This is a genomic window from Gemmata sp. SH-PL17 (genome assembly GCF_001610855.1).
Lineage (GTDB): Bacteria > Planctomycetota > Planctomycetia > Gemmatales > Gemmataceae > Gemmata > Gemmata massiliana.
On record NZ_CP011271.1, the window covers coordinates 2004407 to 2016559 of the forward strand.

The 12153-nt window shown below is 68.3% G+C and carries 9 protein-coding genes; all 9 read right to left on the bottom strand.

Going from position 1 to position 12153, the window contains the following annotated elements; all coding sequences use genetic code 11:
- Positions 1 to 66: 66 nt before the first annotated feature.
- The 9 genes from VT84_RS08190 to VT84_RS08225 all read right to left on the bottom strand — a co-directional run bounded on the left by VT84_RS08190 (position 67) and on the right by VT84_RS08225 (position 12052).
- Positions 67 to 1302: a M28 family metallopeptidase gene (locus VT84_RS08190; protein ID WP_082839180.1), complete on the bottom strand. Its 1236-nt coding sequence runs from the start codon at positions 1300 to 1302 to the stop codon at positions 67 to 69.
- Between the two features lie 36 nt (positions 1303 to 1338).
- Positions 1339 to 3456 (bottom strand): M36 family metallopeptidase, encoded by a 2118-nt coding sequence (locus VT84_RS08195; RefSeq protein ID WP_204249731.1) that lies wholly within the window; start codon positions 3454 to 3456, stop codon positions 1339 to 1341.
- 144 nt (positions 3457 to 3600) lie between these two features.
- On the bottom strand, positions 3601 to 4542 hold the full coding sequence (locus VT84_RS39525) for a DUF3616 domain-containing protein (RefSeq protein ID WP_162271639.1): 942 nt from the start codon (positions 4540 to 4542) through the stop codon (positions 3601 to 3603).
- A 206-nt stretch (positions 4543 to 4748) separates the two neighbouring features.
- Positions 4749 to 6317 carry a Dyp-type peroxidase gene (locus VT84_RS39530; RefSeq protein WP_162271640.1) on the bottom strand — a complete coding sequence of 523 codons (1569 nt, stop codon included), beginning with the start codon at positions 6315 to 6317 and terminating at the stop codon, positions 4749 to 4751.
- Between the two features lie 163 nt (positions 6318 to 6480).
- Positions 6481 to 9036, bottom strand: a complete 2556-nt coding sequence (locus tag VT84_RS08205; protein WP_082839181.1) for a family 16 glycoside hydrolase — start codon at positions 9034 to 9036, stop codon at positions 6481 to 6483.
- 88 nt (positions 9037 to 9124) lie between these two features.
- Complete coding sequence (locus VT84_RS08210; protein ID WP_052559565.1) at positions 9125 to 9325, bottom strand: hypothetical protein; 201 nt, start codon at positions 9323 to 9325, stop codon at positions 9125 to 9127.
- A 155-nt stretch (positions 9326 to 9480) separates the two neighbouring features.
- Complete coding sequence (locus tag VT84_RS08215) at positions 9481 to 11211, bottom strand: hypothetical protein (RefSeq protein WP_052559566.1); 1731 nt, start codon at positions 11209 to 11211, stop codon at positions 9481 to 9483.
- Between the two features lie 55 nt (positions 11212 to 11266).
- On the bottom strand, positions 11267 to 11755 hold the full coding sequence (locus tag VT84_RS08220) for an HAD family hydrolase (RefSeq protein WP_052559567.1): 489 nt from the start codon (positions 11753 to 11755) through the stop codon (positions 11267 to 11269).
- Between the two features lie 51 nt (positions 11756 to 11806).
- Positions 11807 to 12052: a hypothetical protein gene (locus tag VT84_RS08225; RefSeq protein WP_052559568.1), complete on the bottom strand. Its 246-nt coding sequence runs from the start codon at positions 12050 to 12052 to the stop codon at positions 11807 to 11809.
- Between the last annotated feature and the right edge of the window lie 101 nt (positions 12053 to 12153).

The following is a 12153-nucleotide window of genomic DNA, read 5'->3' on the forward strand; positions in this document are numbered from 1 at the left end:
ACTCAGATCCACTGACAACAAGAATCGGCGTCCACTGGGCCGGGGATATTATGTCGAGAATTTGATTTATTGGTGCTCTAGCGACTGTGTGATAAATGCCACGTTCATCCGCAGGATGTCGAGGGCCAAGTCCCAGTTGATGTGCGCGAGTGTGTCTTTGTCGCTATGGATGTTGTGGTTCGCGTCGTCCGTACCTTCGATCGTCAGCACCGCCGGCACGCCCGCGTCCAGGAACGAGACGTGATCGCTGTTGAACGGGTGCAGCGAGGTCTGCACGGCCAATCGAGTGTAGGTCGCTGCGGCACCGGCCAGCCCGTCGATTACTACCTGCGAAAGGGCGGCTCCTTCCAGGAGGACCGTCGGCGCCGGGGAATTCAGCGACGCAATCATGTCCATATGAACCACGGCCCGGATCCGTCGCCGTTGGGGCGCGGACAGCGACCCGACGTACTTCCGGCTCCCGAACAGTCCCTCCTCCTCGCCGCCGAAGAGCACGACTCGGAGGTCGTGCGTGTTGGGGAAGTCCTTCAAGGCTCGGGCGATCGCAAGTCCGCCGGCACTGCCGCTGCCGTCGTCGTCAGCCCCGGGGGCCGGCGCGGCGGGCCCGCCAGTGATGTTGATCGAGTCGAGGTGGGCGCTGACGATCACCACCCCGCGCGGGGCCGCTCCGCTCCCGATTTTCTCGGCGATGACGTTCTGGCTCGGTTTTCCGCCGACCGTGATCGTCTGGAGGCGGGTCGCGAAGCCGAGCCCCTTGAACTGCTCGCGGGTCCATTTGGCCGCCGCGGCGTACTGCGGGCTGGTGGAGTGCCGGGTGCCGAACTCGACGAGCCGGGTCAGGTCGGCTTCGTATGGGGCGCGGACGATCCGGTCCACCACGGCCTGAACTTCGGGCCGGGCGGGACCCGCGGCCACCGGTGCGCGGGTGTCGAATGCGGTCGTGAAATCGGCGAGTGGGCGGACGGCGTAGCACGGGAGGTCGCCGTGGTCGCACTTCCGGGCCTCTTCCGGGCCGAGGTCGACCACCAGGTACCGCCCCTTGTCGAGCAACACCGGCACACCGGGGTGCTCCTGTTGGAACAGGCGACCTTTTTGCACGACGACGTGGAGCCGCGCCGCCGGCACGGAGCCCAGCGGCACCGGGGCGCTACCCCGCGCACGGGCCGCTGCGACGGCATCGTCCCATTTGTCCTCTTCAACCGCGTGGAACAGCGTGTCCCCGAACCGCACCCCCAGCCCGCCCGGCCCCGAGTGGGATCGGGCGGGCGGTGTACCGGGCGCGGGCGAAGTCGCGAGGCGCATGACGGGGTTCTCAAAGGGTGGGGCGCGACCGGCCGCTTACGGGTTAAAGTCTTCCACAACCCCGGTCAGGGTGATGGAACTGGACGGCGGTGACTTGGCGTTTTTTCCCATCCCGCGCTTCGCGAACCCCTTTCGGGCGGCGGGCAGGTCGGCCGGGTCCAGTGCCGCCACGGCTGCCAGGATGCCGTCCCGTGCCTGGGTGAAGGTCGGCTGGCTGGGGGTCTGCTTCAACCCGCCGATAACGTACTTCAGCACCCGCTTCTCGGCGTCGGCCTGGCCGTGCTGTGCCACCAGGGCGACGAACACTTCCCAGAGCGCAGCGCACCAGACCTCGCCGACGTTGTGGACCTCGTTGTTGCCGCCGCCGGTCGGCCGGCGCGGCGGGCTGCCCGGTCCGCTCGGGAGCAGCGCGCCGGCGCTGATGTGCTTGAACGTCAGCGGGTTCTTCTTGAGGTCGGCCGAGTACGGGTAGCGGCGGATGGAGAAGTAGTAATTGTCCTTGAACGTCGCGGTCAGGTCGGTCCAGCCGCCGACCGCGAACGCGCCCTTGGCGAAATTGTCGCCGGCCTGCGAGGTCATGCAGATGGCGAAGAAATCGCCCCACCCCTCGCCCATCCCCTCACCCTGCGTGTTGTTCAGCCCGGATGCGTTCCCGACCAGCCGGTTGGTGATGTAGTGCCCCATCTCGTGGAAGGTGATGAGTGCTTCGTGGTTGCTGGTCCGCGACGGTTTCGCCGGAGTGGGGCCGAGGAACGTGAACATTTGCATGCGCGGGCTGGCCCCGTCGGCCGGGGTGGACATATTCGCGTTGTCGGTGCCGCTGAAGTCGGCCCCTTCTGCGAGGATCGGGTCGCCGCCCACGCCGCCCAGCCCGAAGTTGTCCGTTTGAGCGTTGCCCGACGCCTCGTCGAAGCCGGCCTCGTACCAACGGTCGTGGAGCCAGTTGACGTGGAAGAACATCCCGACCAAGCTGGCTTGCAGGTTGTTCGGGTCCGTTGCCGGCTTGGTGTGGTCGAACTTGTAGTCGAACTCGCCCGGGGCGGTAATCTGCCCGCGCACGTCACCGGTTCCGAACCCGTTCGGGGACTTCAGATCGGCGTAGGCGATGCAGTTGTTGCCGGTCGTCGCCTTCGCCCCGGCCGGTAGCCACGGCCGACCGGGCAGCAGGCTGTCGATGGCGACCAATTTCTCGGGGATCGTCGGCGCTTGAAACCCGTCCGGCTTGCCGGTCGGGTGCGGGGTGCCCGGGGCCGGGCCGTCTTCCGGGCGGAACGAGGGGGCGCCCGCGTTGTGGACACGGTACTTGAACGTCGCGGGGGAGCTCAGGTTTTTGCGGAACAGAACGTCGGGATCGTCCACCGAATCGACGACATAGCTGAACGCCGGGTAGTCGTCGAGCCACAGTTCCAGGTAGTACCCGGGAACGAACGTGCCGTCGCCCAGGGGGAATAGAACCTCTTTGAGTCGCACCGGCCGCTCGAACCCGGGCCGCCGGTCCTCTCCGGGCGGCAGAAACTCGAAGTGCGTGTACGGATCGATGTCGGTCCGCTTCTTGCCCGAGCCGGTCGGCTTCTTGACCGCCTTGAACTCTTTGGCGAGGTACGCCTGGCCGGTCAGGTCGGACGCTGCCCGCGCGATCGCGGCCGCGGGGGGCAGGCGCTTCTTCGGCCCGGCCGCCCCGCGCGGCGCCGCCCCGGCCCCAGGGAACACCTGCCCGGCGACCGAGCGGACCGAGTTGTCGGTTCCCAACCCGAGCCGGAGTTCGCCCTGGAACACATCGATCCCGCCGATCTGCTGGACCATGTGTACCGTCGGTAACCCCTGTGTGCTGACGGCGCGGACCCGCACCGTAGCGGCGTCAGCCGCGGTCAGCCCCCATAGGTCGCCGCGCTCCTTGAGGAACCCGGCCGCCGCGTCTTCAGGGGTGCCGGCCCGGGCGGTGAGCCGCTGGTGAGGTTCCGGGAGGGTGATGCTGACCGGCATCCCGGTCGCCTCGTCCAGGTGGACGACGGTTTCCCCGGCCTCCGCCGCCAACCGCGCCATTCCCCGCTGCGGGGCGGCCGTCGCGGCCGGGGCGGCGCCGCGGGCGGCACGAACGGCTGGTTCGTAAAGCGCGTGAAAGTTGCCGGGAACCTTCTTGTCGGAAATAGCCATAAGGTGATCTCGGTGGGCTACCGGGTCGCGAAGAGTAACCGTTGCCGGGGCTCACTTTGCGCTCCCCTTTGTGAGGGAGGGCCGCAGCCAAGGCGACGGCGCTTTAGCCCCGTCCTGCACGAGGTTAGTGGAATGCGTTCGGGCTCACGGCGTGACCCAGAGGCTCCGGAACCTCCGCGTCGTGCGCGCCGCCTGTTTGCACGCGACGCCATCAACGATCCGGCCGCCGTCGTCGCTCAGGAGGAGCAGGTCGGTCCGTGGCCCCGGGGGGGCGACTGCCGCTTCGGGGTTCAGGCCGGCGAAGTTGACTTGTGTGAGGAGAACGGGTGCCGCTCCCGTCGGCCCGCTCCAGCGGTACAGTGCGGACGTGCCCCCGTCCCCGACCGGGCCGGCGACGATGAAGTACGCTTCGTGTGCGGGCGCGAAGTCGATGCTCCGAACGCCCCGCGCGCCGAGGTCCAGGCGCACCGGGGCACCGAACCGGGGCGCCCGCCCGTCCGCCAGCACGGCGTCTGGGTTCTCTAACGGTACCAGCAGGGCGGTGCCATTGGGCACCGGGTTCCGGAACCCGATGAGGAGCCGCCCGTCCGGGGTGGCGGTCAGTCCTTCGATATTCAACCCGCCCGGGCTCTCGGGCGCCTTCCGCGCCCGCTCGGCGAACTCGAACTCGGCCAACTGGGGGTCCGATGCCAGCGCCTCGATCAGACCGCGGAAGGGGGTTCCGACGGGCGCCAGCTTGATCCGGCCGCTCGCGACGGCGACATCGGTGGCGAAGAAGCGCCGGCGGTTCGGCCGCGGCTTCCCATCTTTGTTGGTTCCGTGGGAAGTGATCCAGTAGACCCGGTCCCCCACTCGCGCCGCGGCCTCGATATCGGCCTCGGGGTGCGCGTCGGTCGCCCCGATACCGAGATGCGCGGACCAATCGAACTCCGCGACCGCGCCGCCGGGGGCGTCGAGCCGGTACACGCGGAGAATGTTATCTTCATCGTCCGCAACGACGAAGTGGTCGTCATCGAGCACGGCCGACGCCGAGGCGTCGCACATCCCGGTGTACTCGCGGGGCACGGGAAGTGGTTGGGTGGGCATCGAAGCTCCTGTGCGCGGTCGAACGGTCTGGATCCCGCGCCCGGTGGCGCCACTGCGGGACTGGTTGTTTTCAGTTCCGTGTTTCGAGCTTTTCGGTAAGCGCCCCTTGCGGGATGCCGTCAGCACGTTTCCGCGCCCGGTCTCTTCCGGCTTGGGCCCCGGAACTTGGGCCGGGCGCGCGTTGGTCCCGTGCGCGGGCGCTGGGATTAGAGCCCATCGAGAAACGGTATGCTCGGGGCGAAGAAGAACTCCCCGCCCTTCAGTGTCACAAACCCCGAGAAATCGGCTCGGATCGAACCGGGCTGCCCCCAAGACAGTGGGCACTTCTGCGAAACGGGCTTGTCGAGGTCCCTCTGCTGGCCAATGACCGGGTCCAGGCCGGTCCCGGCCTTTACAAAGGCCTCGTTGTTCGCCCAACTCTGTTGAAGGAACGCGAACTGACTCGGGATGTTGGCCTGAAAGCACATGAAGAGTAGTCCGACGTCCCGGGTCGGGAGTTCGGGGATCTTGGACGGGTCGGACGGGTCGGCCCCGCGGTCCCCGTAGGTAATCCCGCGGCGGGCGATGCGCCGCCCGCGCTCTTCGGCCAGCAACTTGGGCTCGTCGGCCGGTGCGGCGGCGAACGCCCGGACGGTGTCGCCGCGGGGGTTCATCTTTCGAATGTGCGAGTGGAACGGACATTTCTGTCCTTCCGGATCGGGCGCGTAGTCGAAATTGTTAGGGATCGGCTCCCGCAGGCCGTCGCGGTCGCGCATGACGACGGGTGTGCCGTCCTCGAACCGACCCACGACGTAAGCCCCGGCCAGTTCGCGGTCGTCCCCGGAAAGCCCGAGCCGGTCGGCCAGCGACTGCTCCTGCTGTTTGAACCCGCGGACGTCCTGCTCGAGTTTACGGAACACGAAGTAGCTCCCGAAGTTGTCCCCGCCCGTCGCGAGCGGGTCCGGCACCAGCACGAGTTCCTTCCCCGCCCGGGGATCGAACTTCAGGTAGTGCCGCGCGCCCGGCAGCGCGGGGTCCTCGCCGTCGAGTTCGGCGATCTCCTTCTGCAAATCCTGTTGGTAGAAGACCGGCTGGCTCCGGCCGTCGATGTACCCGAAGTGCTCGATCGTGTCGCCCGAGCTGTTCCGCAGCGCGTCGCCCGACTGAACGTGGACGATCTCCGCCGCCGCCTTGAACAACTCGATGGTTTCATTCAGCACGGTGATCAGCGTCGAGGGGTCGTCGTCGGCGAGCAGGATGAGGGCGTCAATGTCGTCGCGGAACGGCTTCTCCCATGTGGCGACCGGCGGATCCCCCAGCGCGGCCACCACGTCCGGCGCCTTGGCCCCTTTCGTGAAGGTGACGACCTCGCTCCCGAACGTCGGGAGCTGGGGCCTCTCGTCGAACGAAGAGAGGTCCGTAAACCCCAGCTTTCGGTACCCGGTCGCGCTGAGCAGCACGTTCGAGAAGAGGGGGCCGGGCACGCCGAACCGCTTGAACCGGACCTCGTGCTCGCGCTGGGTACGGGCCGACTGCACGTGGCCACACGCGATGTACTCCCGCAGCGCCGCCTTGGCCTCGTCGGCGGGCACGGTGAACCGGAGGAAGACGAGACGGATGTGGTCTCGCCCGTGCCCCTTGAGGATGTTCCCCTGCACGTTTCCCAGGAACGCCGGGGCCGCGGCGAGATCCCCGATGTCGATGAGCGAGGTGCCCCCCGCCGCCCCCGACGACGCATCCGGCGCGGGGGGAGGGGCGACGTCCTTGTAGTCAGTCGAGCGGTCGTTCTTGGGCATGGTCGTCAGTCCTTTCGGCGGGCGCGTGGCCCGCGGTTCACGAATTGATGGCGCTCCGCCGGGGCGCGGCCCCGGGCGGCACGGTTCACGGTGATCGGGTGCGAGGTCTGCGGGGCGGTGGGGCCCCGCGCCCCTCTCGAACCTGTGATTTGGCCCCTCGGCCTCACGCCGGCGCGGGCAGCCGTTTCACGCGGACGTTGCGGAACTGCACCTTTCCGGTGTGGTACTGGAAGCCGATCGCCCCCGACGGCCCTTTACCGGTGACGTTTCCGTCGCTCACCAGTTTGCCGTTCAAGCGGACCGTCACCCGGTCCCCCGAGGCGGTAATCTCGTAGTCGTTCCACAACCCGTCGGTCCCGTCCGTGCTGGGCACTTTGGCGGCCCACTGGTGCGCCGGAGCGATCTCGTAGATGGCCCCGGTCCGGTGCAGGGGGCTGCGGAACCTCCGGGCGGCGAAGTCGTACCCGGTTTCGTCGATCTGGATCTCGATCGCGCGCTTGTAGAAGTTGTCGTCGGTCAGCTTCTGGGGCGGGGCCGGGGCGCGCAAGAAGACCCCCGAGTTGGCGGTGATGTCCCCGCCGTCCTGGAAGAACGCCTTCCACTGGAGCCGCAAGACGAAGTCCCGAAACGGTGCCGGGTCGTCGAAGAACAGGACCGCCAGATCGAACGGGCTGGCGTCGGCCGCGAGCGCCGTCCCGGCCCCGGCCGCGACCTCCAGAATCGTGTCGCCGGCTAACCTCGGGTTCGGCCGGTTCACCCGCCCCGTGTCGTTCGCCTTCCACTTGGCCGCGTTCCCCCCCTTGAGAAGGAAGACGAAGCCGTCCGACTCCTCGCGCGTCACATCGGCCGGGGCCAGGTCCGGTTGGCTGGTGTAGCGCGCGACGAGTTCCTCGCACACCTTGCGCGCGAGACACGTCCCGGTCAGAACCGGGTTCGCCGACCCGACCGTCGGGAAGAGCGCCTGATCGACGCAGGCCGCGTTCGCGATGTGGTGGAACCGGCCGTTCACGTCGGTCACCGAACGTTTCGGGTCGTCCCCCATGCGAAGGGTGCCGGCGTCGTGCCACGTCGTCCCGACGCCGGCGCGGCCGAGGTTCTCGAACTTGTCCCCGCCGCCGGGGAACTCGACCGCGCCCATCGCCTTCGCGAGCTTCACGGCCGCGGTGTGCATCTCCTTCCAGATCGGAGCGTCCTGCGGGTTCTCGTAATGGACCCACGCGCGGGCGTGGTCGAACAACTGGTCCCGGTCGCCCTCCCCGGCGAGGTCGATCCAGTTCGTGCCGGGCGCGCCGACCGGCGCGTCGCCCCCCTTCATCTCGCCGCACGCCCGGAAGATCACGGCGATCCTGTCTTTTGACTCCATGTCTTCCAGTTTGGTGGCGACGTCCGGGTCGGGAATCATCCGGTAGATCTCCTCCCCGCCGCTCCCCGGCCGCGACGCACTGTAAACCTGGTAGTGGAAGCGGCCGTGGTCCCCGAACCCCTGGACGTGGAGGCTCGCGGACTGGAGGCGTTCTGCGAGCGGGTGTCCCAGTTCGGCCTTCATCCGGTCGCTCAGTTTTTTCCGGTCGAGCTGGAACCCGAAATCGAACCGCAGGTGAGCCATGAGGTTGCGGCCCATCAGCTCCTGATCGCGGCGCCCCGGGGCAGTTGGGAACGACTCCAGCGCGAGCCGCGTCGATTCGATCGCCCCGAGGGCGAGTACGACCATGCACGTCGGCTTGACCGGGATCGTCTGCCGCACCCCCTGGGAGATCACTTCGATCCCGTGGACGCGGTAGCTGTCCGGGGTCGCCCCGTCCTTGGGAACCGGCGGGCAAACGAGCCGGCGGACGTGTGTGTTGGGCACCAGAAAGAACTTCTTCTGTCCGTCCCCGCCGCCGTTGTCTCCGGAGCGGATCGCACTGATCATTGCCGGGACGCTGCTGTACTTGTCCGGCGCGAAGAGGCCGGATATGAACGATTGCGTCTGGACGGCAATCGGCGGGGGCAGGACGTCCTTGAGCGGGTCGTTCGTCGCCCCGGCCTTGATCGCGTCGCTGACGAGCTTGTGCAGCGCCCGATTCAGCCCGATCTCGCCCGCCGGGGCGCCCGGGCCGGCCACCGGGTCGAAAATGAAGTCGTCGGTGGGCCGGGCGCCGACCTCGTATTCAACGGCCTCGTAAATCGACGCCCGGGTTTTGGCGTCGGCCCCGACCTTCGGCTTGCCGTTCAGGTACTCGCGCACCTCGGCCGGCCACTGCTCGAGATCCTTGTCGGTCAGTCGCGGGCACCACCCGCCCCAGAACAGGGACTTGCCGCCGACGCAGTACGCGGTCCCGGGAAACCTCGTCTGGCTCCGCCACCCGATCCCCCAGACCAGCGCGTTCTTGAGGTTCTGGTTCTGGTCGTCGCGCGTGTCGAACGGAGCGTTCGAGGGGTCGAAGATCCCGACCTCCGGCAAGTTCTGCCCGTGCTCCGGCAGCAGAAACGGCCCCGCTTCGAGGACGAGTACGCGGAGCGGGTGCCCGGCGTCGATGCTCTGACGAAAGAGCTTCGATGCGAAGTACCCGCCGTACATTCCCGAGCCGATGACGATGGCGTCGAAGTCCGGGTTCGTAAGCGCCTCGCCGAGGGTGTTGCAGACGTACCGGCCGAGCACGTCGACCGAGAACGTGGTCGGCTGGACGTCGGGGGCGGGGAGCACGTCGTCGCTTGATACGAGCCGGTTGAGCGGCATAAAACGAACCTCGTGGTTGAGACAGCGCCGCACCCGGTGCGGGCGTCACAGGTGTACGAAACGGGCGCCGTCGGCAGCCGGCGCGGGCTCAGCGGAACCCCGGACCAGTGAAACGAATGCGCTTGACGGTCCCGTCCGGGTAACGGACGTGCGTAACCCGGGCCGGGAGCGCGGACGTGTCCTCGCCCTCTTTGACATCGGCGAGCTGCCCGGTCTGTTCGAGGCGCTCGTAGAACAATCGCGCCTCCTCATCCGGGGTCCGTTCGGGATCGGGGTTCGGGGTCGGCATGGTGCTCACACCTCGGACGGGTTGACGGGTGGTTCGGGTCCGGCCGACGCCATTCTACTCCCCCGATTTTTCGTTCCCCATTACGTTGAAGGCGGGCGCCCGCGGGCGGGCGAGAGCGGCGGCGCGGGCCGGCGCCCTCGCCGGAAAATGGGTCCTCACGACACCGGGCGGCCGGGCCGGCGGCCGCAGAACCCGCAGCAGAAGTGGCGCCGCTTCAGCACCGTCTTTCCGTCCTCCCTGACCAGCCGGTGGGTCTTGTCGCCGGGGTACGACTTGCGCGGACTAATCAGCTCGGCCGGGATCACGCCCGTGCCCTCGTCCTCAGCGATCCGGTCGAGCTGGATCAGGTCCTCGACAAAGGACCGGGCGTCGTCCTCGGCGCTGAGGGTCTCGTCGGCCCCGCCGGCGACCGCCGCGGCCGCCACCCCGAACCGCTTGGGCGCGGACGGCAGGTGGACGTGGATGGTCGTGCCGAACCGGGTCGTCAGCGGGTGGAGGGGCATGGCCGGGGCGTCCTGGGCGGTCCTCTTGTATCCCTCGTTGTCCCCCTCGAACTGGAGGTGCTGGGCGGGCGCGGCGCTGGTGACCCCAAAAGCCGCTCCGGCGTGGACCCGGAGGTCGCGGGCCAGAGCCACGCCCGACTCCGGGGCCAGGATCCCGCGGCCGACGAAGCTGCTGATCAGGGCCGTTCGGTAGCGGCCCCGGAAGAGGCTCTGGTCGGCCTGGACCATTCCGGCCGCGACCTGGCTGTAGAACCCTGCCCCCACAGGGGCGATCCGGACCCCCTCGATGAGCAACCGCCCCGCGTCTCGTGAGATCGCCACCAGCTTCTCGGAGTCGTCACCGCACGCCCCCGCCGGCCCGGTCTCGAACATGGCCGCCAGCACGTCGAGAAAGGCCCCCGAGAAGACCCGCGAGAACGAGTGCACCTCGGAGGAGAGCTGGGCCGCCGGCGCGCTGGGCGGCAGGGCGGCCGGGTCCTGGTAGAAGAACGAGTTGGCGGTGTTACGAAGGCAGTCGACGTCCACGGCGTCCGGGGCGAACTGGCGGATCGCCCACCCGAGTTCGCGGGCCATCTGCGAGAGCCGGGAATTGAGTCTCAGGTCCCCGTCGGTCTGTGCGAGCACGAACTCCCGCAGGGACGGAATCTGCAGCGCGCAGAGCATTGCGGTCATGTCCCCGAACGCTTCGTGGAGGGCGCCCACTTCAAGGCTGGCTACATCGAACAGATCGGGCTTCACGGCGTCCAGGACGGCGTGCCCCAGTTCGTGGCAGACCACGTCGGGGCTCTCCCCCGAAAAGACCGTGTTACCGTCGATGATGTCGTGAAAGAAAACCAGTCCCCTGTCGCGGGAGTAGAACGCGTTGAGGTCCACCCCGTCGTCCAGTTCCACCTGCATCGGGCGCTGAAACGTCGACCACTGCGTCCCCTCGGGGAGCAGGGGAGCCCAGAAGTTGATTCCCCGGGCCAGGGCCGAGGCCGCGTTCCAGAACAGGAAGTCGCGGGTACCCGGGTCGTACAGGTCGGGGTCGGGGCTGGCTCCGAGGATGCGCGTCTGGAGCAACTCGTGCTCGTTGGTGGGCTCCTCGACCGAGATCGGCTCGGCCACAACCGGGTCGCGACCGCCCACGGCTTCGAGGAACGGGTCGTCCTCCCAGATCCGGATTGCGACGCCCTCTTCAGACGCGGGCAGGTGGGGCGCCTTGCCGCCCTTGACACCGGCCTTCTGCGGAACGACCTGGCTCAGTCGGCCGGTCAGTTCCTTTAGTGTCCTGTTAAGCGCCAGGAGCGCGTCACCATTCACCTCCGGCTGGGCGCTCGTGGCAGCGGGCGCGCCGTTGGTCGGCTTCGACCGCGGTGATTTCGGCTCTTTCGTGATGGCCATGACAGATCCTGTGTGGAATCGGGGGAAGGGAACCGGGGCCGGGGAAGCGAAGCGCTCAGGCGCGCCCGGAGGGGCACGTCCCCTCCGGGGGCCGGGCCTGTGGCAGGACTCCGGCCGCGGCCAGCGCCGCGACCAACTCGCCGATGTCCGCATGCGGCGGCGGTTGGACGCGGGCGGCCGCCATGCCGACACGCTGGGCGACGAGCGTGTCGATCAGGTCCTCGGTACAGAAGAGGCACTCGCCGGCCGGAACACCGGACGAGTCGGTGGCCCGCCGGAAGATCTCGGGGGACGGTTTCTCGTACCCGACCTCTCCCGAGAGAATCACCAGCGAGGGCGCGAACACGGCCCAGTCGAAATCGGCGGGCAACAACGGGTTCAACTGCTCCCGCGTCCGCCCGCCGGTGTTGGAGATCACCCCGAGCCGGAGGTTCCGCGACCGGAGGTCGGCCAGAGCGGCCTTCGCCCCGGGCACCCACGAGCGGTCGGCGGAAACAACCAGGGTGTTCCCGAGGTCGAAAAAAACGGCGCGGACGGGGGACATGGGCACGGGATCGGTCCTCGGGATTGTTACGCGGGGTGCCGAATGGCCCGCTCACGGGCAAATCACATCCACCACGCCGATGAACGCCTTGATGGCGTCGCGCCACCGCTGGGGAAGAACGGGGGTGTTGGAAGCGAGCAGCAGAAACGGGCGCACGACCTTGTATGCCGGGCAGATGCTCGCCAGCGCGACGGCGCCGGTGGCGCCCGCGGCCGGGTGGTGCTTGCCGCCCGGCTGGATCGCGGTGAGGTCCGCGCCCTGGATGTGCTTATCAACCTCTTCAAACGTCGGGTTCACGGAACCACCTCTTGTCTGGGGCTCAATCGAGTACGGAAAAACGCTGCGAGTCATGGGGCTGTTGGGTCGTGGACCGGCCACGGCGGCCCGGCCCTCACTCG

What these genes read in the sequence shown, in the direction of transcription:
- VT84_RS08190 (WP_082839180.1), bottom strand. Translation starts at nt 1,302, where the DNA reads ATGCGCCTCGCGACTTCGCCCGCGCCCGGTACACCGCCCGCCCGATCC.
- VT84_RS39525 (WP_162271639.1), bottom strand. Translation starts at nt 4,542, where the DNA reads ATGCCCACCCAACCACTTCCCGTGCCCCGCGAGTACACCGGGATGTGC.
- VT84_RS08210 (WP_052559565.1), bottom strand. Translation starts at nt 9,325, where the DNA reads ATGCCGACCCCGAACCCCGATCCCGAACGGACCCCGGATGAGGAGGCG.
- VT84_RS08215 (WP_052559566.1), bottom strand. Translation starts at nt 11,211, where the DNA reads ATGGCCATCACGAAAGAGCCGAAATCACCGCGGTCGAAGCCGACCAAC.
- VT84_RS39530 (WP_162271640.1), bottom strand. Translation starts at nt 6,317, where the DNA reads ATGCCCAAGAACGACCGCTCGACTGACTACAAGGACGTCGCCCCTCCC.
- VT84_RS08220 (WP_052559567.1), bottom strand. Translation starts at nt 11,755, where the DNA reads ATGTCCCCCGTCCGCGCCGTTTTTTTCGACCTCGGGAACACCCTGGTT.
- VT84_RS08195 (WP_204249731.1), bottom strand. Translation starts at nt 3,456, where the DNA reads ATGGCTATTTCCGACAAGAAGGTTCCCGGCAACTTTCACGCGCTTTAC.
- VT84_RS08205 (WP_082839181.1), bottom strand. Translation starts at nt 9,036, where the DNA reads ATGCCGCTCAACCGGCTCGTATCAAGCGACGACGTGCTCCCCGCCCCC.